Annotated in this window: 17 protein-coding genes; 11 read left to right on the top strand and 6 right to left on the bottom strand. The window is 51.8% G+C overall.

Going from position 1 to position 23122, the window contains the following annotated elements; translation table 11 throughout:
* Window positions 1–88: 88 nt before the first annotated feature.
* Window positions 89–2356 (bottom strand): patatin-like phospholipase family protein, encoded by a 2268-nt coding sequence (locus Q8O77_RS06875; protein ID WP_305552111.1) that lies wholly within the window; start codon window positions 2354–2356, stop codon window positions 89–91.
* A 156-nt stretch (window positions 2357–2512) separates the two neighbouring features.
* On the opposite strand from Q8O77_RS06875, the gene Q8O77_RS06870 reads away from it, so the two are divergent.
* Entirely contained in the window at window positions 2513–4843 is a 2331-nt protein-coding gene (locus Q8O77_RS06870) for an EAL domain-containing protein (RefSeq protein ID WP_305552110.1), read from the top strand.
* Window positions 4844–4871: 28 nt separating this feature from the next.
* Here the strand turns inward: Q8O77_RS06870 and Q8O77_RS06865 are convergent, their stop codons facing one another.
* On the bottom strand, window positions 4872–5099 hold the full coding sequence (locus Q8O77_RS06865) for a DUF2798 domain-containing protein (protein ID WP_305552109.1): 228 nt from the start codon (window positions 5097–5099) through the stop codon (window positions 4872–4874).
* Window positions 5100–5271: 172 nt separating this feature from the next.
* On the opposite strand from Q8O77_RS06865, the gene Q8O77_RS06860 reads away from it, so the two are divergent.
* Window positions 5272–6222 carry a D-2-hydroxyacid dehydrogenase gene (locus Q8O77_RS06860; protein ID WP_305552108.1) on the top strand — a complete coding sequence of 317 codons (951 nt, stop codon included), beginning with the start codon at window positions 5272–5274 and terminating at the stop codon, window positions 6220–6222.
* Between the two features lie 2 nt (window positions 6223–6224).
* Entirely contained in the window at window positions 6225–8303 is a 2079-nt protein-coding gene (locus Q8O77_RS06855) for a hypothetical protein (protein WP_305552107.1), read from the top strand.
* A 25-nt stretch (window positions 8304–8328) separates the two neighbouring features.
* On the opposite strand, the gene Q8O77_RS06850 is transcribed toward Q8O77_RS06855, so the two are convergent.
* Entirely contained in the window at window positions 8329–9171 is an 843-nt protein-coding gene (locus tag Q8O77_RS06850; protein WP_305552106.1) for an RluA family pseudouridine synthase, read from the bottom strand.
* Window positions 9172–9256: 85 nt separating this feature from the next.
* Here Q8O77_RS06850 and Q8O77_RS06845 point away from each other — a divergent pair, with 85 nt between their 5' ends.
* Both Q8O77_RS06845 and Q8O77_RS06840 read left to right on the top strand, forming a co-directional pair.
* Window positions 9257–9907: a choice-of-anchor H family protein gene (locus Q8O77_RS06845; protein ID WP_305552105.1), complete on the top strand. Its 651-nt coding sequence runs from the start codon at window positions 9257–9259 to the stop codon at window positions 9905–9907.
* Complete coding sequence (locus tag Q8O77_RS06840; RefSeq protein WP_305552104.1) at window positions 9904–10842, top strand: transglutaminase domain-containing protein; 939 nt, start codon at window positions 9904–9906, stop codon at window positions 10840–10842. Before Q8O77_RS06845 ends, Q8O77_RS06840 begins: the two co-directional genes overlap by 4 nt.
* Here Q8O77_RS06840 and Q8O77_RS06835 read toward each other — a convergent pair.
* Both Q8O77_RS06835 and Q8O77_RS06830 read right to left on the bottom strand, forming a co-directional pair.
* The gene (locus Q8O77_RS06835) at window positions 10834–11898 is read right to left on the bottom strand and encodes a hypothetical protein (RefSeq protein ID WP_305552103.1); all 1065 of its coding nucleotides are present in this window, start codon (window positions 11896–11898) and stop codon (window positions 10834–10836) included. The two genes, Q8O77_RS06840 and Q8O77_RS06835, sit on opposite strands and share 9 nt — an antisense overlap.
* A 105-nt stretch (window positions 11899–12003) precedes the next feature.
* On the bottom strand, window positions 12004–13395 hold the full coding sequence (locus Q8O77_RS06830) for a PhoH family protein (protein ID WP_305552102.1): 1392 nt from the start codon (window positions 13393–13395) through the stop codon (window positions 12004–12006).
* Between the two features lie 242 nt (window positions 13396–13637).
* Here Q8O77_RS06830 and rapA point away from each other — a divergent pair, with 242 nt between their 5' ends.
* The 5 genes from rapA (at window position 13638) to Q8O77_RS06805 (ending at window position 19877) form a co-directional block, all read left to right on the top strand.
* Window positions 13638–16550: an RNA polymerase-associated protein RapA gene (gene rapA, locus Q8O77_RS06825; RefSeq protein ID WP_305552101.1), complete on the top strand. Its 2913-nt coding sequence runs from the start codon at window positions 13638–13640 to the stop codon at window positions 16548–16550.
* 2 nt (window positions 16551–16552) lie between these two features.
* Complete coding sequence (locus Q8O77_RS06820; RefSeq protein ID WP_371133452.1) at window positions 16553–17206, top strand: pseudouridine synthase; 654 nt, start codon at window positions 16553–16555, stop codon at window positions 17204–17206.
* A 168-nt stretch (window positions 17207–17374) separates the two neighbouring features.
* The gene (locus Q8O77_RS06815; protein ID WP_305552100.1) at window positions 17375–18475 is read left to right on the top strand and encodes an OmpA family protein; all 1101 of its coding nucleotides are present in this window, start codon (window positions 17375–17377) and stop codon (window positions 18473–18475) included.
* A 217-nt stretch (window positions 18476–18692) separates the two neighbouring features.
* Window positions 18693–19040 (top strand): hypothetical protein, encoded by a 348-nt coding sequence (locus Q8O77_RS06810; protein ID WP_305552099.1) that lies wholly within the window; start codon window positions 18693–18695, stop codon window positions 19038–19040.
* A gap of 54 nt (window positions 19041–19094) precedes the next feature.
* Window positions 19095–19877, top strand: coding sequence for a DUF3530 family protein (locus Q8O77_RS06805; RefSeq protein ID WP_305552098.1), 783 nt, complete (start codon window positions 19095–19097; stop codon window positions 19875–19877).
* Between the two features lie 4 nt (window positions 19878–19881).
* Here Q8O77_RS06805 and djlA read toward each other — a convergent pair whose 3' ends face one another.
* Window positions 19882–20745, bottom strand: coding sequence for a co-chaperone DjlA (djlA, locus tag Q8O77_RS06800; protein ID WP_305552097.1), 864 nt, complete (start codon window positions 20743–20745; stop codon window positions 19882–19884).
* A 191-nt stretch (window positions 20746–20936) separates the two neighbouring features.
* Between djlA and lptD the strand changes: the two genes are divergently transcribed.
* Complete coding sequence (gene lptD, locus Q8O77_RS06795; protein ID WP_305552096.1) at window positions 20937–23114, top strand: LPS assembly protein LptD; 2178 nt, start codon at window positions 20937–20939, stop codon at window positions 23112–23114.
* The last annotated feature ends 8 nt before the right edge of the window (window positions 23115–23122 follow it).

The following is a 23122-nucleotide window of genomic DNA, read 5'->3' as shown; positions in this document are numbered from 1 at the left end:
CTTCCTGCTTATTAACTCTGCATTAGCTTATCATTGCCAAAGCCGGCCACGCCAACGGCAAAGTGTGAGCAAATATGTAAATGCCGGCCTAATAGTTTTTACCAAAGGATAAGTACACCGCATCAGAATAATCAGACTGGCCCTGCTCGGCCATGCCAACACCGAAATACAACGGCCCCAGCGGCGTATCCCAGCCCAAAAATACACTGCCGGCCCACAGCCAACCGGTAGCGTCAGCACCGCCGGAAGCGCCAAACACATCTTTACGCACGCGGCCCCGCTCCAGCGAGGTACCGAAATACAGCGGCGCATTAATAAAAGAAATGCTTTGCTCGTTCAGCCGGTACAGGTACACCAGGCTGCCAAACTGAATTTGGCTGCCAAACAGCGACTCTGCCGGGTAACCGGACAGGTTCAAAAAGCCGCCCAGGCTGAACTGCTCCAGCGCAAAACCGGTATCGTCTTCAGGCTTGTAGTGATCAAAGCGCCAGCGGGTGCGTAGCGTATGCTGCTGCCAGCTTTTAGCGGCGAGTAACTCGGTACTGCTGCTGGTGCTGTTTAACTCTGAGCCCAATACCTTGTCGGTTAAAAAGCGGTAGCTACTGGCCAACCGGATACCGCGGGTGGGGAAACTGCGGCTGTTTAACGTATCCCAAATCAGTTCGGCCTGAGGCCCGCTGCGGCGATAATCGATCCTGGATGTTAACAACTCTGCCGCGTATACCGCCGGCAGTTGGTATTCGCCGTCACGCCACACCCAACCCAACTGCAACCTGGCGTGATCGGAGATATTCCAACCGCTGCTGAGCTGCAATTCATGTTCAATATTTTTCAGCTCGCCGGCCGACAGCTGTAATTCGTCTTGCAAACGCAGTACATCGCGCCGGTGCCGGTAACCGGCGCTGCTATACAGGCCGCTGTTGGCCAGCGGCCAATACAGTTCTGTCGACAAGTATTTATTGCTGCCCAGCGCTAATTCCGAATGCCACTCAGCGCCCCATGGCGATAAATTGGTGCGGGTATAGGCTGCCGCCAGTTGATACTGATGGTTATTGCGGAAATCATCTTCAAACATCAGCCGGAAGTTCAGATAAGCCGGACCCCAGCTTTTTTCTTCCGCTTTGACACTAAGCAAGGTGCTGCCGTCTTCTTCTACGCTAAGTTGCTGGCTAACCCGTTCAAAGGTATCCAGGCCGTATAATTGCCGCAGACCGCGCCGAATACTGCGCTCAGTGTAAAAGTCTCCGGGTTTAAGCTCCAGCCGGTCAAACAACAATTGATCAGCAAGCCGGGAATTATTTTGCAGTTGCAGCCGGTCTATTGCTATTGCCGGCTTGGACGCTTGATCAAACCTGGCAAACCAGTCGCTGTACACTTTATGCGGTTGGCTAAAATCAGCCAGCGCCTGCACAAAACGGATAGCGCTTTGCCGGCCAGAGGCTACAGCAACGTTAATACGGTCAAAGTCCAGCGTGCTGATATCAACCAGATCCGGCTGCAGCAATAAGTCGCGGTCGGTTAGCAGTTGCAATTGCTGCTGCACGCCGGCGCGCACTAAAAAGCTGGTAAGTTGCTCGGTAACGCTGAATGCCGATTCCATTTGCTCACGCCGCAGCAGCGGTGAGTCAATACTGACGGCAATAATACGGTCGACGCCGAGCTGACGTGCCACGCTGATTGGCAGGTTATTTACCACACCGCCATCTACCAGCAGCTTGCCGTTTAACTCCAGCGGCCGCACTACGCCAGGAATGGTCATCGACGCCTGCACCGCCTGCACCAGGCTGCCGTTACTCAGCACCACTTCCTGCTGTGTCAGTAAATCGGTGGCGACGGCGCGAAACGGCACCGGTAAGTCATTAAAATGTTTAAGATCGGCATAGATACCAAAGGTGCCGTGTAAAATTTCGGCCAGCGCCTGGCCATTTAAAATGCCTTTGGGTAACTTTACGCCATCTGCTGATACGCCAAGATCAGTATTTACCGGGAAGTCGTCACTGATTTGCTTGCGCCGCAGCGGCATTTCATCGCGGTACACGCGATCACGAAACCCGGCCGCCCACGGCGTGCGCTCCAGCCGCTGCGCAATTTGCTCTGCGCTGTGGCCACTGGCATACAAGCCGCCGATAAAAGCGCCGATACTGGTGCCTACTACTAAGTCTATGGGGATTTGCTGTCGTTCCAGTTGTTCTATTACGCCCAGATGCGCCCCGCCACGCGCGCCACCACCGCCCAGTACCAGTGCCACACAATCGCGGTTTTGTGCCCGCGCCTGTTGGCATACATCGTCAGCCAGCGCTACACCGCTGCATACCAGGCTGGCAGCCAGCAAGGTATTTAAGATCCCTGTCTTCATTTACTGTCAGTCCGTCTCATTGTTCTGCCGCCGGCATTCAATTGTATTTGAGCCCGCTGCGGGTTATTGCTATTGTTAACCACATCTTCCGTTAAGGTCTGCCACATTATGCCTGTTTCTTTGCCCGGTGCACTGTTGTTATACGGTATCTAGCCTATGCGGTTTAAGTCGTTACGCGGCAAACTGATTTTTATCCTGCTGTTAATGTTAAGTTTACTGGCGCTGGCGACCGGCTTTGCTACCTTAACCACACTAAAACGTGACAGTGAATTGCAAGCGCAGCATATTCTGAACGTGTCGGCCAAAGTGTTACGCCAGGCATTGGACACCCGTGCAGAGCAGTTGAGCAACAGTGTGCGTATTCTGGCGGCTGATTTTGGCTTTCGCCGCGCCGTGGCCACCGCTGAACAGGAAACCATTGAGTCGGTGTTGCACAACCATGGTAACCGTATCAATGCCAGTCTGACGTTGCTGCTGGCACCGGATGGCACTTTGCTGGCCAGCTCGTCGCCGACACTGAATATGAGCGATATTACCCCACTGTTTCAGCAAGCCGGCACCGGCAGTGACAACCCGGTGGCAGCTATTGTCAGCCTGAACGGCCAAGCCTATCAGCTGGTACTGGCGCCGGTAAAAGCGCCGAATCTGATTGCGCATGTCGGCATGGGCTTTCCGCTTGATGGCCCGCTGGCACAGCAGATAAAAGGCATTACCGGGCTGGATATCAGTTTTACCGGCATTCGCGACGGCCAGCACCGCATCGGCAACTCCACACTCAGTTCTGCGCACCAGCAGCAGTTACCCGATTTACTCAGTGCGCTTATCGCACAGCCCGACACAGTACAAAGCAGCCCGCAACAGGATTACGTCTCCGTCGCTGTCCCACTGGATCAGCAACAGCAACTGTGGGCGGTGCAGCATTTATCAAATCAGCGCTGGCTCAGCAGCTACCAGCAATTGCGCAGCCAGCTGTTTTACATCTTTGGCGCCGCCCTGTCGTTGTCGCTGGTAGTAGCATTTATTTTTGCCCGCAGCATTACCGGGCCGATGCAGGCACTAAGCGAGTTTGCCCGGCAGATCGGCCAGGGCTTTGCTGCCACCGCCCCACCTGGTGGCAACGATGAAGTGGGCTTACTCAGCCGGACGCTGAGCACTATGCAGCAGGATATTCAACAGCGTGAGCAGCAGTTGCTGTTTAATGCCGAGCATGACTCCGTTACCGGCCTGTATAACCGCACCGCTCTTGAGCGCTTATTGCAACAATGGCTGAATAGCTTTGACGGCAGCTTGCTGCAGCTAAATATTCAGCAGTTTAAAAGCATTAATGACGTACTGGGTTTCAGCAACGGCGACTTACTGTTGCAGCAATTGGCACAGCGCCTGCAACAGTTGGTACCGGCACCGGTATTGTTGGCCAGGCCGGGTGGCGATGAGTTTGTTTTGTTGTACCCGCATACGTTGCTGACCGAACAAGTACAACAACTGCTAAAACCCCTGCTTAACAGCTATAAGCTGCAGAGCTCGGCGATAAACCTGAAACTGTATGCCGGCATTTATAATTTTGCTGCCGGCCAGCTCAGTGTAAATGATGCGCTGCGCCGTGTGGATATTGCGTTGGAAAACGCACGGCAAATGCCGGAGAGCATCGCCTTTTATCAACAAGGTCAGGATGAAAGCCATCAGCGCGAGTTGGGGTTAATCCGCGATCTACCCGTGGCACTGCACAATGGTCAGTTTTTTGTGGTGTATCAGGCCAAAGTGAATATTCAGCAGCCTGGTTGTAGCAGCGCCGAAGCCTTAATCCGCTGGCAACATCCGCAACTGGGTCTGGTACCGCCGGATCAGTTTATCAAACTGGCCGAACATTCCGGCAATATCGGTCTGATCAGCCAATGGATGTTACAACAGGTTATCGCTCAGGCAGCCCATTGGTGGCAAAGCGGTACTCCGCTGCAACTGGCAGTGAACTTGTCGGTGTTTGATCTGCTGAACCCGCAGTTGGCCGACGATATTGCCGCGCTGTTGCAACAGCATCAGTTACCGGCGGCGGCACTGGCGCTGGAAGTCACAGAAAGCGCGGTGATGGAAGATACCGACACCGTTATTGCCCAACTGCACCGGCTGCGAAAATTGGGTATTACGCTATCGATAGATGATTTTGGTACCGGCCAGTCGTCACTGGCGTATTTAAAACAGCTGCCGGTGCATGAAGTAAAAATAGACCGCGCCTTTGTCAAAGATATTGAGCATAACAACAACGATGCATTAATTGTTAAAGCAACTACCCAGCTGGCACACAGCCTGGGGTTTTCGGTCACCGCTGAAGGGCTGGAAAATCAGGCCGGGTTGCAACAACTGTTAGACTGCGGCTGTGACAAAGTACAGGGTTATTACTTCGCTAAACCGATGACAGCAGCGCAACTGGATGCCTGGCTGGCACGGTTGCCACAACAACTCCGGCTTTGGTTTAACGGCGCACCGGCTTAACAATAATAAGCGCCGCTAAACGCCCATTTTAAGCGGCTTTGCTAAGCTTAGCGGCTAACTTACGGCTTAACGGCGCAAAGATAAACACCAGCGGAAAGGCACAGCAATGGGCATACAGGTAGGCTCTTAACCAGGCACTGAAAAAGGCATCAAACCAGCCCAAATTAATAAAGGTCAGAATGCCGGACATCAGAAAAGCCATAAAACCGGACATAATAAAGGCAAACAGCACTGGCTGGAAACGCGCTGGAAACATAGGAAAACTCCTGAAATAAACCATTGGGCTGCAACATTCAAAGCGCAGACTATGCGACTTTAGCATGAATTATTCGTGCAATGGTTTACGAGGCGCCAAGGCGCTGGTATAACGCGGCAAGACATTGCTTTTGCACCTTATTTAGATACAGAACTTGCTACGGAACGAAATAATGCACACCATGGTTTTTCTTGACGCCGCTACCCTGGGCGATGCTGATTTATCTGCCCTGCAACAGCCTGACCTGCAGTTGGTGTGTTATCCGCATACCGGAAAAGAGCAGATCCTGCCCAGGCTGCAACACGCCACTATCGCGATAGTGAATAAAGTCGAACTCAGCGCGGCCATATTGCAGCAACTGCCGGCGCTGAAACTGATTTGTGTCGCTGCTACCGGCGTGAACAATGTTGACCTGGAGGCCGCCGCAGCACTTGGCATTACCGTATGCAACGTCCGGGGTTATGCCGACACTGCAGTGCCGCAGCATGTGTTTGCCCTGCTGTTGCAGCTAACCAACAAAGTGCAGCAGTATCAACAAGCTGTGCAGCGTGGCGAATGGCAACGCAGCCCGCATTTTTGTTTATTGGATTACCCGGTAACCGAGCTGGCCGGCAAATGCTTTGTGGTTATCGGTTATGGTGCCCTGGGTAAAGCCAGCGCTAAACTGGCAGCCGCTTTTGGTATGCAGGTGATTATTGCCGAGCAACCGGGTGCAACAGAGTGCCGGCCGGGACGCGTCGCTTTTACTGCTGCGTTAGCCATGGCCGATGTCATCTCCTTGCACTGCCCGCTAACTGACAGCACACGGCATTTGTTTAACACCGGGACCTTTGCCGGCGTAAAACGCGGCGCTTTGCTGCTTAATACCGCCCGTGGTGGCCTGATTGATGCAGCGGCCTTGCTAACGGCGTTACAAACCGGCCAATTGGGCGGCGCCGCACTGGATGTGCTGGAGCAGGAACCGCCGGCGCCGGATGACCTCTTGTGCAACACGGCACTACCAAACCTGATTATTACGCCGCATATGGCTTGGGCCAGTGCTGAAGCGCGCCGGCGGATGGTGCTGCAATTGGCCGTAAATGTGCAGGCCTTTCTCAGCGGCCAGCCGCAGCATAAGGTGTAGCCGTGTTACCCAATACCGGCTACACTGCGGCAAAACACCTGACTGTTGCCACTATGCTGCTGCGTCTTATCATTGCGCTGTTGTTATTACCCTGCAGTTTAGCCGCAGAGCCTTTAGCGCAGCGGCTGGAATATGCGTCCACCCATGCCGAGCAGATCAGCAACCTGTTGCTGTCGCAGCCGGCTGATACGCTGAGCGCTGAAGACTGGTTGGTGTTAACCAAAGCCCAGTTGCGCCTGCGCAATAAAGATGTCGCTATGGATGCCGCCGGCCGGGCGCTGACGTTAACGCAAGACAGCTATTTGCAGGCACAGGCCTACCTGTTAAAAGCACAAATCTACGGCATTCTGTATCGCGATACCGTTATTGCCATTACTCAGTTGGAACAAGCCAGTCAGTTAATACAACACGCAGAAGATATGCACAGCCGCGACCTGTACAGTGACGTACTGCAAAACTTTGCTCAGGCGTACAATCAACTGGGCGATATACCACAGGCTATTCCTTATGCCGAGCGTAGCCTGCAATTGGCAGAAAAAACCCAACAACCGGCGGCTGAACTTAAAGCCCGCATTACGCTGGGGCGCTTAACGCTGCAAAATAATGCCTACAGCCAGGCTTACCAGCATTTAAATCAGGCGCTGATATTGGCTACCGCCCTGCAGGATGAAGAAGCTCTGGCATCGATCCATCTGCGCCTTGGCATGGCCTACCGTAAAATTGAAGACCATGACCAGGCTTTGCAGCACCTGCTGCAGGCAAAACAGCGTTATCATCAGCTACAACGTCACTCCAGCTATACCTATACGCTGATTTATATCGGTGAAACTTACCTGGAAGATAGCAGCACCGCCGCACTGGCCGACAGTTTTTTACAGGAAGCGCTAACGCTGGCACGGCAACAGGATGATTTGTTGCGTGTGGGCATTGCGCTGCAGGGCCTGGGCCGGTTGGCTGAATTGCAACAACAACCAGAGCAGGCGCGGCAGTACTTCAGTGATGCGCTGCAGTTGTTTCGCCAGCAAAATATTCAAACCTATCTGCAGGAAAGCAGCATCGCGCTGGCCGGATTGTTATTCAAGCAACAACAATTTGCCCGCGCAGCAGAGCTGCTGCACGAGATCACACCGCAGATGGAGCAGGCAGCGGCCTACCTTAAGTTTCGCTATAACGAATTGGCGGCGCAACTGGCGGTGCAGCGCGGTGACTGGCAGCAAGGTTACCACCATATGCAACTGGCCGGTAACCTGCGTTTTGAGCAGTTTACCGAACAAAATAAAGTACAGCTGGACATGATCAATAACGGCCTGATGCAGGTTGCTACCGCCGCGCAACATCAAACCGAAATGCAGCAACAACAGCAGCTGAATCAACAGCAGGGCGCCACTATCAAGTGGTTACAAGCGGCGCTGCTATTGCTGAGTCTCAGCCTTGGCGCTGCACTGCTGTACCGCCGCAAACCGGCCGGCACCGTGCGGCCTCTGCTTTCGCCTGGTTGGAATTCTTTTTGCCAGCGCTTGCAACAACACAGTGCCAAAGCAAACCTGACATTAATGGCGTTTTCGGCCGCCGACAGCAAACAGCTGAAGCTGCAGTTTGGTGAACAACGGCTGCACCTGGCCACACACAGCTTTCTGCAGCAGTTGCCGGCCGACGACATACTGGCCAGTTGCCTGCTGGACGACGTGATTTGGCTGGCCGTGAATACTACGGCGGTAGAAGGCGCCGTGCTGCAACAACAGCTGGCGCAACAGTTTCAGCAACAGCTGCCGCAAACGGCCGCTTTGCAGCAACTGGTAAGTTTACGTTTAACCTTACCAGAGCTGTTGGACAAACCCTGGCAGGTATCAGAGCTCAGTGCGCTACGTGAGGCACTGTGGCTATGCTGGTCACTGGCCGCAAAACAAGATGCCATTGATAACTGCCACTTATTGTTGTTGAACAGCGGGCAGCCAGGCGCCTGTGAGTGGCGCAGTAGCATGGTACGGCAGGATTTACTTAATGCGATCCGGCTTGGCAGCATTAGCCTCAGCTGCAATAACGAGCAGTTGCCGGCAACTGTCGGCGACAACCTGAGCTAAGAGCTGCCGGCTTGCCGGTCAACCATTAAGCCATGCCACTGAACAACAGCAAGGATGGCGGCAAATTGAAGCTGACAGCTTTACGCTGCAGCGGACAGGTAAACGTTAAACTAACGGCCTGCAGCGCTAATCCGGCAGCGTCTTTATTGCCTTTGCCATATTGCGGATCGCCCATTACCGGGTGCCCTGCGGCTTCAAAGTGGCGGCGGATCTGATGTTTACGACCGGTAATTAGCGCAATACTCAGCCAGCTTTGCTGCTGCTCTGCATCATACTGCAACAAATTGAACCGCGTCAGGCAAGGCTTGCCATCCAACGGTAAGCCAATGTCGCCCTGCTGTAATAAACTGTCACTCAGCTGGCCTTTGACGCGGATATGGTACTGCTTACTGATCTTGTGCTCAGCAATCAGTTTACTCAGCGCGGCTGCTGCAGTTTTAGTATGCGCCAGCAGTACCAGGCCACTGGCTTCACGGTCCAGCCGGTGCAGTAAAAACACCTGGCGCTTAGCGGCAAAGTGCTGCTCTGCAAAGCGCATTAACGACAGATGATCGCCCCACTCGTTACCCTGCGACAACATACCGGCGGGTTTAAACCAGACACTGTACTGCTGTTGATCGCTGATCAGCACGGCGTCGGCACATTGGCGCTGCAGCAAATCGTCGTCGTAATGCAACTGCAGTTGCTGCCCGGCCTGCAGCGCTGTTTGCGCGCGGCGCAAGCGCTTTTGCGGCTTGCCACTTAGTAACACCGCGCCTTTGCTCATCGCATCTTTTAGCCGGCCTTTGGACAGCTCCGGTACATGTTTGCTAAGCAAATCAATGGCATTATCGCCGCCTGCTGCCACTAAAGTGCGTACTACCTTCATTGCTTTACACATCCTTTACGTTGGGGTTCAGCCAAAATTCATGCCGACAGCCTGTAATAGTAACAAAGCAAACGGAGATATCGTTATGAAAAATATTATTATCTGGGCCCTTAGCTGCACTTTATTACTGGCTACGTTGCCGGCGCAGGCGGCAGAAAGCCGCACTACCGAGCGGCATGGTAACAACGCGGCCGCCGGCCTGAAAAGCCACAAGCCACAAACGGTCAGTGTGCAGGGTTACCAAAGCCATGTTTGGTTTCACAGTGTGGAGGTATTTCTCAGCGGTGATTTGAACAATAATGGTTACTACCACCGGCTGGAAGTGGAACTGGATGCCGACACCTCAGAGCGCTATCAACAGGTGTTTGCTGAGTTCAGCCTGCTGCCCACTTACGGTGGCGAACGGATTTTTTATACCAGTAGCGTGTTTGAGCTGTACCGCGACAGCGCTGACGACTGGCTGGCGATAGATACCATACTGGAAAACCGCTTTGCGGTAGATGAGTACCTGCTGACCATCCGTTTGTTTGATGCGGCCACCGGCTACCTGCTGGCCGAGATCTCCGGCTTCGATGATATTAATCTGGATCTGTTGCCGCTGGAAGATTACGGTCGTGACAGCTATATCGACAGCAGCACTACGGTGGAGGTATCGGGCGGCAGCACTGGTATCTTACTGTTACTGGCATTATGCTTAGTGTTATGGCAACGCCGTTATGTTACCGGAACCCGATGAAACCACTGAGATTGCTGGGCCTTATACTGGGCGTTATGTTGAGCACGCCGGCATTACCGGCTACGCCACTGCGCTTTAGTACAACGCAACAATCGCAACAGCAGCAGTTTAATTATCAATTTGATTTTAACGGCCAGCCACAGCAACTGCAGTTTGCTATCAGCAATGCCACCCTGGCCGGACACTTTCGCAGCTTTCGCAGTTTTCAACCGGCGTTACTGCAGCAATATTTATGGCAGGATTTGCGGGCTCATGCTGCACAGTATCCTAATGTCCGGTTAAAGCGCTTGCCACAACACAGCGGCTTGCGCTACCAAATCCGTACTACCGATACAGAGTTGCAGCAAAAGCTCAGCACAGAGCTGCAGCAACTCACTGCACAACGCACCGACTTTTATTTACAACGTGACTACTATTACCGTCACACTATGCTGTTTGGGGAGCAATATATTATTCCTGATCATCAGCGTTTGATGGCGGATAGTTTAACGGATTTATTGCCGCTGGCGCAGGCGTTACACGCCAAATTGGCCAATACCCCCAGCCGTGACTCACTGGCTTATATCAGCAGTTGGTTACAGCAAATACCCTATCAGGATTTATCAGACCGCAGCGAGGCCGCCGGCACCAGTTTTAGCCCGCCACTGAAAATGCTGCAGGAAAACCGCGGTGACTGCGACAGCAAAGCCGTATTGCTGGCGGCACTGCTGCGCATGTTATTGCCGGATGTTAAGCTGGCGATGATTTACCTGCCGCAACATGCCATGCTGGCCGTGCAATTGCCGGCAAAAGCGGACGATATGACAGTGACCATTGAAGGCCGCGAGTATCTGCTGGTAGACCCGACAGGGCCGGCACAACTGCTGCCCGGCACCATCAGCCTGCAGTACCAACTGTACAGCCGCAACAATCAGTTTTCTTACCGCCTACTCTGAGGGTTTATCTTTTTGCTGCAACTGACAGATATGGTCAAAAATATCCTGCCAGCCGTTTGGTACATGGCGTACACCATGCGATTGGCCGCTTGCCAGCCGTTCTAAATGTACCGTCAGCCGATGCACGGCTGACAAAGTGCGACGGCGAAAACGATATTGTAATGCTAATAACAAGATGCCAAGCAACAAGGCATAACTGCACCAATGCCACAGGAAATCTTTTAGCCCGGCGGCAAATAAGCTGGTTTTTTGCTCCAGCAAAGCCAATGACCAGGGCATGGTATTCAGCCGTTGTATTTGCAACATATGCTCGGTAGTACTTTGCGGCGGCTGTGCTGTGGAGTGGCTGATAAGGTTACCGGCCTGGTCCAGCAATATAAAGTCGATATCGGTATGTTGCTTATACATCGGCGCCAGCATTGGCTCCAGCGTTAAAGCAAACAGGAAACTGCCCAACCTGCGCTCACCCGAATACAAGGGTAATAGTACCGCGGCTTGTTGTGGCATAAACTCCGCATAAAATGCCATACCGCGGTCATAGTCGTGCTCTTTAGCCGTACTTTTATACCACTGCAACAGATGATCGGCGATATAGTCTGACCATTTTGGTTGGCCGTTGTAAGCAAAGCCGCGCTCTGATAAATAATAGACACCGACAACTGAGGGTAAGGCTTCAGAGGCCATGTCGAAGTATGGCTGTAGGCGCATCAACATTTGCAGCTCTGCCGTTAGCGTGTTGTCATCTGAGCTCAGCGCCAGCTGTTGCGTTTGCTCAGTGTCTAAATCCAGCAGCAGTATGCTGTCTGCTGTATCCAGCGCCGGCACGTCCAGTTTAAGCTGCGCTGCTCTGATAACCGCTTCGCTGTACGCCAGTACAGGCGCAAACTGACTGTCCAATTGCGTGCTGACAGCAGCCAGCCTGGCTCTGGTTTGCACCACTTTGTCATCAACACTACGCAGGTAATGCAAGGTTGCGGCAAAGGTTGACAGTAATATCACCAGTATCAGCCCAAGCAGACCGGTTCTGCGGTATTCAGTATAGGATGGGTTGTGCATGCAACTCCTTTGCATGTCCATATGGACGGGTACGGGAAAAGAACAGCATAAAGCCTGGCTGATTTACCGCATTAGTCAACCAGGCTTTGGCGGTATTGCTACAGCTTATAAATTCGCTTCGGCAAAAGAGGCTAACCGGCTTCGCACCACACCGTTCAGGTTGATGGTGGTACTGCCTTCAAAGTTCTTAAACCGCTCGACGATATAAGTCAAACCCGATGTTACAGCTGTTAAATAGTTGCTGTCAATTTGTGATAGATTACCGGAACAAATCAGCTTGGTGCCTTCACCACAACGGGTAATGATGGTTTTCAGCTGTGCCGCACTTAAGTTTTGACATTCATCCAGGATAACAATGGCATTTTGAATGCTGCGCCCACGCATAAAGTTAACCGACTTAAACTGAATATTGGCCTTTTCCATAATGTAATTGACGCTGGCATGCGGATGCTCATCGGTTTTATGCAACACTTCCAGTGAATCGGTAATGGCAGCTAACCAGGGCGCCATTTTCTCTTCTTCGGTGCCTGGCAAAAAGCCGATGGACTCGGCAATTTCCGGCGTATTGCGGGTAACAATTACCTTATCGTACATGCCTTTTTCTATCACCAGCTCCAACGCTGCCGCCAGCGCAATCAAGGTTTTACCACAACCGGCCGGGCCGGTCAGGATCACCAAATCCATTTGCGGATCCAGCAAGGCTTGCATTGCCATAGCCTGATAAATATTTTTCGGATGAATACCCCAGGCATGGCGGTGCATTAAGCGCTCATAGCCAAAATCGAGAATGCGGATTTCTTTGTCGGTAATGGCCACCACCTTGCCGGCAAAGCCCTCCACTTCATCAATCAGATATTCGTTAATATAGGCATTGGGCAGTACGCTGCGGTTAACATAATGATAGGTTTCACGGCCTGCGTTTTCACTGCGGCACTCTCCCACCTGGCTCCAGAAGTCGCCGGGAAATTTGTAGTAGCCTTTATATAAAAAGCGTACGTCGTCTATCAGCTGATCGGTGCGGTAGTCCTCTACCAGTTTTAACCCGGCACCTTTGGCTTTAAGCCGCATATTAATATCTTTGGTGACCAGGATCACTTTAGTCGGGCTTTTTTCCCGCTGCAGATACAAGGCTGTATTGATGATCAGATGATCGTTTTCACCTCCGGGCAGGCCCGGTATTTCATCCGTAATGTGGTGGTCGTTAACGATAAACAAATGCCCGCCCTGCTTCTGCTCATCCTGACGCGGCATTGACACACCTTGCAGCATCTGATCCGGAGAGGCATCTTTTAACACATCTTCCAACGCACGAATGGCAACACGGGCGTCACGGCTGACGTCTTTGTTGCGATCTTTGATATGATCAAGTTCTTCCAATACCGTCATCGGGATAACAACGTCATGTTCTTGGAAGTTAAGGAAGGCAAAAGGTTCGTGCAGCAGGATGTTGGTGTCGAGAACGTAAATTTTCTTTTCTTTGCTTTTTCTTCGCGCCATACGGGGCTCCTCTTCGCCTGACACCGGCCGCTTACCGGTGTCATAAAATAAGCATAGTGCAACTGTCACACTTTGCTCAGCCATTAACTAAAATTTACAACAAGCTCAGGTACTAACCACTGTGCCAGGCCTGTGTGGCAAACTTATGACACGCAATAAGGTTATATTTGTGACTAATTCAAGGTGCAGTACCGCCTGTTCCCTGGTACCATAGCGCCCCATTTTAGCTGATAGGGTACAAGATGAAGTTTGCTCCGGGACAACGTTGGATCAGTGATACCGAATCCGATTTAGGTTTAGGCACTATAGTCGCGCTGGAAGGCCGGCATTTAACCTTACTGTTTCCGGCCAGCGGAGAAACCCGGCTGTATGCCCAGGCCGAAGCGCCGTTAACCCGGGTGCAGTTTAATGTTGGTGATGAAATTGACAGCGCCGATGGTTTTAAGTTGCTGGTAAGCGCGGTAAAAGAACAACATGGCATTTTACTGTACTGCGGCACGCGGTTGGATGATGAAAGCTATGTTGAACTGCGTGAAACCTTCCTCGACCACTTTATCAGCTTTAACCAGCCACAAGACCGGCTGTTTGCCGGCCAGATTGACCGCTTTGACTGGTTCACCCTGCGCTACCAGGCGTGGCAACATTTGCATCAACAGCAACAAAACCCGCTGCGCGGTTTATCCGGCCCCCGTGTCAGTTTAATTCCGCACCAGTTGCACATTGCCAACGAAGTGGCGCAGCGCTATGCACCGCGCGTATTGCTGGCCGATGAAGTCGGCCTGGGTAAAACCATTGAAGCCGGCTTTATTATTCACCAGCAGCTGATCAGTGGCCTGGCCAGCCGGGTACTAATAGTGGTACCTGAATCATTACAGCACCAATGGTTGGTGGAAATGCTGCGCCGCTTTAACCTGCACTTTGCCGTTTTTGATCAGGAGCGCTGTGAGCAGTCACTGCTGGACAGCGACAATCCGTTCGACACTGAACAATTGGTACTATGCAGCTTAGCCTTTTTAAAGAACCAGCCACGCTGGCAGCAAATGGCAGTGCAAAGCCAATGGGATTTACTGGTGGTGGACGAAGCCCATCATTTGCAGTGGAGCGAACAAGCACCCAGCGAAGAATATCAGCGGGTAAGCGAGCTGGCCGCCAATACTGCCGGCGTAATTCTGCTTACCGCCACACCGGATCAACTGGGCCACGAGAGCCACTTTGCCAGATTAAAACTGCTCGACCCGGCTAGGTTTCACAGCTACGACGCCTTTTTACAAGAAGAGCAAGGCTATCAACATATTGCTGCCATTGCCAAACCTCTGTTGCAGCAACGCTGCCTCACCAATACTGAAGCGGCAGCACTGCAACAGGCGCTGCGCGAAACAGATCTCAGTGCTGAGCTGGCCTTACTGTGCAACGAGCAAGCTGACTCTGACGCGCTGGCGCAAGCCCGGCAACATGTGCTGGCACAATTGCTGGACCGCCACGGCACCGGCCGCATTTTATTCCGTAACAGCCGCGCCGGCGTAAAAGGCTTTCCCAAGCGCCATGCGCATATCACTCCGTTGCCGCTGCCGGAGCAATACCATAATGCGCTGAAAGTGCATTTCAGTCTGAACCCGGCACTGACAGAGCAGCAACGCATCAGCGCTAACCTGTTTCCGGAGCAGGTGTTTCAGCAACTTGATGCGCAAAGCAACTGGTGGCAGTTTGACCCCAGGGTGGAGCACTTACTCAGCCTGCTGAAAAACCACAAGCAGGAAAAGTTCTTATTGATTTGCGCCCGTGCCGAAACCGCCATTGCGCTGGAAGAGGCCGTACGGGTGCGCGAAGGTATCCGCGCAGCAGTATTCCATGAGGGCATGAGTATTCTGGAGCGCGATAAAGCCGCCGCCTACTTTGCCCAGGAAGAGTACAGCGCGCAGTTGCTGTTGTGTTCTGAAATCGGCAGCGAAGGGCGTAATTTCCAGTTTGCTCATCATCTGGTGCTGTTTGATTTACCGTTGAACCCGGATTTACTGGAACAACGCATCGGCCGGTTAGATCGTATCGGCCAACAGGCCGATATTCAACTTCACCTGCCGCATTTTGCCGATCATGCCCAACAAGTGCTGCTGCAGTGGTATCAGCAGGGCCTGGATGCCTTAGAGCACACCTGCCAAACCGGCCGCAATGTATTTGAGCGCTTCGCACCTCAGTTGCTGCCATTGTTAGCTCAGCAAAGTGTTGATCAGGCTGCACTGCAGCAACTGATTAGTCAAAGCCGCGAGCTGAACCAACAGTTAAAACAGCAATTAGAGCAGGGTCGTGATCAGTTGCTGGAAATTAACTCCGGCGGCGGCACAGCGGCAAAACAATTAGCAGCGCAGCTGGCAGAGCAGGATAACGACACCGCACTACCTATGCTGATGTTTAAAGCCTGGGATATGCTGGGCATTAATCAGGAGGATCGCAGCGACACCAGTATTATTCTGTCACCGTCAGAGCATATGCAGTGCAGCAGCTACCCTGGCTTACAGGATGATGCCGTTACCGTTACCTTTGATCGCGCCACCGCGCTGGCCGAAGAAGACATACAACTGCTGAGCTGGGACCACCCTATGGTACGCGGCACCCTGGACATACTGACCACCGAGCCGCACGGCAGCAGCTCGGTAGCCATACTGGCAAATAAAGCATTGCCGGTTGGCAGCTACTTGCTGGAATTTAACTTTATTGTAGAAGCCAGCGCGCCCTCAGCACTGCAAATACACCGCTATTTACCGGCAACGCCAATCAGGTTGCTACTGGATAAAAGTGCCAATAACCTGTCGGCTAAAGTCAGCTTTGAACAGTTAAACAAGCAACTTAAACCGGTTGGCCGGCAAACCGGCAGCAAACTGGCCGGCGCTTTGCAAACTACCATTCATCCGTTAATTGCCAAAGCGACAAGCTTCGCCGAAAGCCAGTTAGCGGCTATTTTGCAGGCGGCGCAGCAGCGCGCAGCAAGCACACTGGACGAGCAACAACAACGTTTAACCGCACTACGCTTATACAACCCGTCGGTGCGTCAGGATGAAATAGACGCGCTGACACAACAACAGCGGCAGCTGGCAGAATACATCAGTAAAGCCAGACTAAAGCTGGATGCTATCCGCCTGATAGTTGTGAGCCACGACTGATAATGCTGCTGCAATACACACCACCGCTGTCGCCCTATCTGGATATCCTGTATCAGGATGAAGCTCTGGTGGTGTTTAACAAGCCCAGCGGCTTGCTGACTGTACCTGGCAAAGCGCCGGAGCACAAAGACAGCCTGGAATACCGCGCCAGGCTGGTTTGGCCCGGCATACGCCTGGTGCATCGGCTGGATATGGCTACTTCCGGGGTGGTGGTGATGGCTCTGAGCGCTGACAGCCAGCGCGAGCTTAACCGCCAGTTTCAGCAGCGCGAAACAGAAAAGCATTATATTGCCAGGGTCAGCGGCCATATCGCTGCAGATTGCGGCAGTATCGATTTGCCGCTGATTTGCGACTGGCCCAACCGGCCCAAGCAAAAAGTCTGCTACGAATACGGCAAGCCCTCTCTGACGCATTATCAGGTGTTAAGCCGTGACAGCGGCAGCAGCCGTGTCAGGCTGACGCCGGTTACCGGCCGTTCGCATCAGCTCAGAGTGCACCTGCAGTGGCTGGGGCACGCTATTCTCGGCGATAAGTTTTACGCTGATCTCCCTGCCCTGCAGACGGCCAACCGCTTACAGCTGCATGCCGAAAAACTCAGTTTGCAACATCCATCTGATAACAGCCGGATGGAATTTATTTCAACCTGCCCGTTCTGATTATAAAAATCTGCTTTCTTATTAACCTAAGGTTCATCTGGCCGCTGTATCATTATTAAATAATGTTATTAACGCTATCAAATGTACTACATTTTAAATGTCGCAATTTAACATGCCGCACAAAATAATGTGGCAGTTATGTTGTCGGGTCACCCTAAGGAGATATGGATGAAACTTAACAAAACGTTTTTAGCTGTTGCTGCAACCCTGCCTTTATTAAGTGCTAATGTGTTTGCTGATGCAGTAACTGCCGCTGACTTGAAAGAACGCGTATTCGGTTCACTGTTTGGTGAGTATTACATGCCGGATACTGATAAAACAGAATCTGCTGCCTGGGATTACATGGAGAAAGATTGGGGCTACGGTGTTGAATTAGGTTATTACCTGACAGAGAACTGGGCACTGCGTGCAGAATATGCCCGGATGGAAATGCAATCGCTACTGGATGGTTCAGATGTTAATGGCAACCGCTACGGTATTGATGCACTTTATCATTTAGGGGCTATGCCATCTGTTTATTTGGTAGGTGGTTTAAAACGCATGGATGCAGGGCAAAGTACTACCGCATTCAATCTGGGCTTGGGTTACAAACATTTCTTTAATCAGAACTTTGCTTTATTTGCTGAAGCCAACCGCTATCAGGGCATTGATGAAAGCTACGGTGATGCCGGCATTAAACTGGGTATGACCTACCTGTTTGGTACTGCCGCAGCCAAAGCAGCGCCAACTCCGGCACCTGCGCCGGCACCCGTAAGGGCGGAACCTGTAGCACCGGCACCTGTTGCAGTGGCAGATGCCGACAGTGATGGCGTACCGGACAATATGGATAAATGTGCCGGCACCCCGGCTGTGCACAAAGTAGATGCATCAGGCTGTACTGTGTATGTTGAGAAAATGGCCGCGGTTGGTGATATTGATATTGAAGTACGCTTCCCGTTCGATTCTGCCGTAGTCGGTGCAGAGCAACGCGCTGATGTAGACAATCTGGGCGCCTTTATGCAGCGCTTTACCGAGTCTACGGTAATGATTGAAGGTCATGCCTCAAATACCGGTAACCCGGCGTACAACATGCGCTTATCTGAGCGCCGTGCTAATGCAGTGGCTGACATTCTGAAGAACAACTTCGATGTCGACCCTTCACGCATCAGTGCTGTTGGCTATGGTGTTACCCGACCACGGGTTGAAGGTAATACCTCTGAGGCTCATGCGGCTAACCAGCGTATAGAAGCCAAAGTTACCGCAAAAATTAAAGAACCTGTTTTACGCTGATTAAAGTTTATGCAAAAAAAAGCCGCTGTATATCAGCGGCTTTTTTATTTTCGTGAAACCAGCAGTGAAAACTCTCTGCGCGGGATAAAAAAGCTGTGCTAGCATGTCGGTCCGGTGCGCAATGTTACTGCCACCGGTTGTACTGCTTGTCTGTTAATATTACCCGCTACGCCGCTACAAGGAGCGCGCAACGGCATGCAGGGTTCAGGAGTTTGTTATGCCTAAATTTTTTCGCCCGCTGAGTGTATTGTGTATCGCCGGTTTTACCGCAGCCTTTACCACCACAGCACAAACGGCACCAACCGTATCATTAAGCGCTAACTCGCATGTGTGTAATGCTGAAGCAGAGGTAGCCCGGCTGGCGGCTAATGAGCAACTGCAGGAAATGGCCCGTGCTTTGGTTGAATTTAAAGCCACTAAGTACTGCTTTATCCTGCCGGCAGCGGCAACAGTAACAGTGTTACAACAGCAGCCCGGCTATATCAAGTTCGATTACAAATCGCAGGTACTGTACACCTTTGATAAATATGTACTGCCCGGCACCTTAACTGCGCAGACACACTAAAGTTTCGCTGCTATATGCCGATAGCCGGTTATCATTGCGTAATGAGCACCGGCTATGCGGCACCTGTTTTATCTTTGTTTGTTATCTCACAGCCTGCTGCTGGTATCATTTCACAGCACAGCGGTGTCATTATCTGCTGAACAAGCCTTTGTTGCTGATCTAACCCGGCAGATTACCGCCGATGAGTTGGTAGAAGTGCCGCTGCAACAACAGAGTTTTTTGTTACTGCGCCGCGAAGCCATGACCAGTTATACCAAAGGCACTGCCATTTTACTGCCGGATGGCAGTGAACATGCCGCCAGTCCGAAGCATATTGATACCTTGCGCCAACAACTGAACGACTACGGCTGGCACACCCTGGCCATGATGCCACCAGCTATGCCGGAGGATATCGCCGCAGACGACGTACTGGCAGACTATCAACAGCAATTAATTACGCGGCTTAACGCGGCACAACAATTGGCGCAACAAAACCCGGGCGTGACGATTATTATTGCGCAAGGCAGCAGCGCAGCGCTGTTAAACCAGCTGTACGCGTCACAACAGTTAACTGAACCGGCGGCTTTTATTATGTTGGGTGCTTATCTGAGCGATACTGCGCTTAACCGCCAGATCGCCAAAGCGCTTGCCACGCATCAGGTGCCAACGTTAGATATCAGTCATCAGCAGGACAATAATCAGGTACTCAGCCAGCTGCGCTTGCGCCGGCAATTGGTGAATAAACATATGAAGCCGGTGTATCGCCAGCGCTACCTCAGTGGCTCCGGCTACAACACTGATGTGCAACAATGGGTAGTGCAGGAAATCTACGGTTGGTTAACTTCGGTCGGGCTATAAACCACTAACTGCGGCTGCGCCGCTGTTTAATTAACTCGTAGGCGGCCTGAATATCCTGAGTGCGCCGCTTGGCCAGTTCCAACATTTCAGCCGGCACCCCTTGCGCCATCAGTTTATCAGGGTGATGCTGCGACATCAGTTTACGGTAAGCTTTTTTCAGCTCAGGGTCGCTAACCGCGGCGCTGACACCCAACGACTTATAGGCGTCAGCCAGGTTATCTGCCTGGTTGCCGCTATGGCTGCGGCCTGAGAAGCGGTTTTGTGCCTGATATGCTTGCAGTAACATATCCAGCTGTACTGCACTGAAATTTAAATAACCGGCTACCTGCTGCAGCAAACCGTATTGGGCATTTGTCATTTGGCCGTTAACACAGGCAATACTCAACTGAATCTCAAGAAATAGCTGCAGCACATCTTTGCGCCGCCGGTACGTCTGGTAGAAACGCTGCAACTGCACACGCAATGGGAAATTAATCGCTTTCCCGTCCCGAAAAGCGGCCTGGGCTTCCTTTTGTTGGTTGGCGCTTAAACCAAGCTGCGCCATATACTGCGTAGCCTGCTGAATATGCGCTGATGTCACCACCCCGGTAGCTTTGGCAATATGGCCCATAGTGGCAAAGGTGGTATAGCGGAATAAGCCTTGCTCATCAATGCTGTCGGTGAAGAGTCCGCTAAAGCCGCCATTCATCTCAAACTGCTGTTTAAAGGCACGATCGAACCAGTGGCCGATTAATACACCAATAATTAACCCCGGCACTTTAAGTAATGCCAAACCAAATAACGCGCCGAGAATTTTACCCCACACAATCTTACCCTTACGCTGTTGGCAAAACCTGAACCAACTCTGCCAAAACCCGTCTATTGTCATACTGGCTGCACTATATCGGATTAGCAGGATTTCTAAAATTGATTTATCATAGCCAATCTGCTGTTTGTATAACGATCTTCAACCTAAAGTAAGGCAAGAGTAGCTGCATGAAGCATGGGTTAGCTGTAGTATGTTTTTTTCTGATTGTGGCTGCCTGCCCCCCGGCTCTTGCACAAGATCACGCTGCAGCAATGTGCTATCTGCCCAGCCCTTTACCAGCCACACTCGACAGCCTGGATGCGGATGATCCGACTATTCGTATTACCTCAGATCAGGTTAACCTGAGCGATAACCAGCAAGCGGCGTTTAGTGGCAATGTGCAAATTGGTTACCGCGATACCTTGTTATTGGCGCCCAGAGCAAATTTCAGCAGCGCTAAGCAAAGCATGGATGCAGATGGCGGCATAGATTATTTTAATGATACTTTGCAGGTCAGCGCCAGCCGCTTCAGTGCCGATTTGCAGCAAAACAGCGCCAGTCTGGACGACGCAAGTTATCAATTCCGGCTGCAGGCCGGGCGCGGTTATGCCGACGAGCTGGCAGCGTCCAAACAACAAGTCGTGCTGAGCAATGCACTGTTTACCACCTGTCCGACAGCAGATAATAGTTGGGCGCTGCATGCCAGCGAAATTAATATCGAAGCCGATGAAGGCTGGGGCGAAGCCCGTCATGCGGTGTTTAAAATTAAAGACATTCCGGTGTTTTATCTACCCTATCTGACTTTTCCGGTGAATGACCAACGCCGCAGCGGCTTATTGCTACCGAAGTTTGGCAGCTCGCAGAAATCAGGCCTCGATATTGAGCAGCCCTATTACTTAAACCTGGCAGAAAATTACGACTTAACCCTGACGCCACGTTATATGAGTAAACGCGGCAGCCAACTTAAATCGCAGTTCCGTTATCTGAGCGAACAGCATCAGGGTAATTTGCAGCTGGAATACCTGCACTCAGACAATGATAAAGCGGATAATTTCGGCAGCCGCTACCTAAGCCACCTGAGTCATTTAACCGATTTTACTTCTGAAGTGCGCGCCACTATCGACTTTACCGATATCAGTGATGATGCCTATCTGAGTGAATTAGGCTCAGACTACAGCAACCAAAGTGATACTCAGCTGCTGCGCGAAGCAACAGTAAGCTATTACGGCGAGCAGGTTAACTCACATCTGAGAGTTCAAGGCTTTGAAATTCTGGGTAATTATGACAAGGCTTACAGTGCCTTACCGGAATTAAGCCTTGCCTCTGCCAAACCGCTGACTCTGCTACCGGGTGTCAATTTTTCCTGGCAGGCGCAATATGCTCATTTTCGCAACGACAGCGCCAATGTTACAGACGCCGACCGCATTCATATTGAACCCGGCATTGAAATCCCTTTTATTACACCGGCACTGGAGCTGACGGCACAAGCCAGTTTACTCTACACCTATTATCAACAAAGCCTTGGCGATGACAGCAGCGTACTAACGTCAACTGCCAGCCGCACAGTGCCAAAAATCCGCCTGCATTCGAAGTTAAACCTGGAGCGGGAATACGACTGGTTTGGCGAAAGTGGCTTGCAGACTTTTGAGCCGCAAATTCAATATTTGTATATTCCGTATCGTGATCAAACTGCTATCGGGCTGTATGACACTACCAGGTTGCAGGATGACTATTACGGTCTGTTCCGTATTAACCGTTATTCCGGGCTGGATCGCATCAACGAAGCCAATCAGCTTACTGTGGGCTGGACGACACGCTTTTACGATAACGTAGATAACGAGCTGTTTCGCTTTAGCCTCGGGCAAATTTTCTTTCTGGCTGACCCCACCATCCAACCGGATGAACCGGACGATTTAAGCTCTGCAGAGTCTATGCTGGCGGCCGAGTTGATCTGGCACTGGTATCGCAAATGGTACTTCAGCAGCGCTTTACAATATGATATCGACAGCGAGCAGGTAATAAAAAGCAATGCCTCATTGGATTACCGCGCCAGCGACAAAAGCATCTTTCAGTTGAACCATAGATACAGCCGCGCAGTCTCAGGTCTGCAGATCCAACAACTGGGCGTGCTCGGCACGGTGCCGGTGGCAGACAACTGGCAGCTGGTTGGTGCTTACTATCGTGATGTGACAAATAATCGTATGATAGATGCCAGCTTCGGTGTGCAGTATCAGTCTTGCTGTTGGGCTGTGCGTTTGGTGGCCAAACGCCAGTTGCTGACTGATCTTGAATTGCCGATAGATAATGTTACCGGAGCAAGCCAGCTGGACAACAGCATAGGCCTGCAGTTTGTGCTTAAAGGCTTTGGCGACAGCGCCGGTTTTGGCGTGTCTGATATGCTGTCCAACGGTATCTTTACCTATCGACGGCCGTATTTACTTACTAATTAATGCAGGAA

The sequence above is a fragment of the Rheinheimera sp. genome (assembly GCF_030690345.1).
Lineage (GTDB): Bacteria > Pseudomonadota > Gammaproteobacteria > Enterobacterales > Alteromonadaceae > Alishewanella.
The sequence above is the reverse complement of the archived record's forward strand: the minus strand, read 5'-3'. Positions and strand labels throughout refer to the sequence as shown.

Coding starts and splice junctions, on each gene's coding strand:
- Q8O77_RS06865 (WP_305552109.1), bottom strand. CDS start 5,099: ATGTTTCCAGCGCGTTTCCAGCCAGTGCTGTTTGCCTTTATTATGTCC.
- djlA (WP_305552097.1), bottom strand. CDS start 20,745: ATGACAATAGACGGGTTTTGGCAGAGTTGGTTCAGGTTTTGCCAACAG.
- Q8O77_RS06835 (WP_305552103.1), bottom strand. CDS start 11,898: ATGCACAACCCATCCTATACTGAATACCGCAGAACCGGTCTGCTTGGG.
- Q8O77_RS06805 (WP_305552098.1), top strand. CDS start 19,095: ATGCGGCACCTGTTTTATCTTTGTTTGTTATCTCACAGCCTGCTGCTG.
- Q8O77_RS06870 (WP_305552110.1), top strand. CDS start 2,513: ATGCGGTTTAAGTCGTTACGCGGCAAACTGATTTTTATCCTGCTGTTA.
- Q8O77_RS06820 (WP_371133452.1), top strand. CDS start 16,553: ATGCTGCTGCAATACACACCACCGCTGTCGCCCTATCTGGATATCCTG.
- Q8O77_RS06810 (WP_305552099.1), top strand. CDS start 18,693: ATGCCTAAATTTTTTCGCCCGCTGAGTGTATTGTGTATCGCCGGTTTT.
- Q8O77_RS06860 (WP_305552108.1), top strand. CDS start 5,272: ATGCACACCATGGTTTTTCTTGACGCCGCTACCCTGGGCGATGCTGAT.
- Q8O77_RS06815 (WP_305552100.1), top strand. CDS start 17,375: ATGAAACTTAACAAAACGTTTTTAGCTGTTGCTGCAACCCTGCCTTTA.
- rapA (WP_305552101.1), top strand. CDS start 13,638: ATGAAGTTTGCTCCGGGACAACGTTGGATCAGTGATACCGAATCCGAT.
- Q8O77_RS06850 (WP_305552106.1), bottom strand. CDS start 9,171: ATGAAGGTAGTACGCACTTTAGTGGCAGCAGGCGGCGATAATGCCATT.
- lptD (WP_305552096.1), top strand. CDS start 20,937: ATGTGCTATCTGCCCAGCCCTTTACCAGCCACACTCGACAGCCTGGAT.
- Q8O77_RS06830 (WP_305552102.1), bottom strand. CDS start 13,395: ATGGCGCGAAGAAAAAGCAAAGAAAAGAAAATTTACGTTCTCGACACC.
- Q8O77_RS06875 (WP_305552111.1), bottom strand. CDS start 2,356: ATGAAGACAGGGATCTTAAATACCTTGCTGGCTGCCAGCCTGGTATGC.
- Q8O77_RS06840 (WP_305552104.1), top strand. CDS start 9,904: ATGAAACCACTGAGATTGCTGGGCCTTATACTGGGCGTTATGTTGAGC.
- Q8O77_RS06845 (WP_305552105.1), top strand. CDS start 9,257: ATGAAAAATATTATTATCTGGGCCCTTAGCTGCACTTTATTACTGGCT.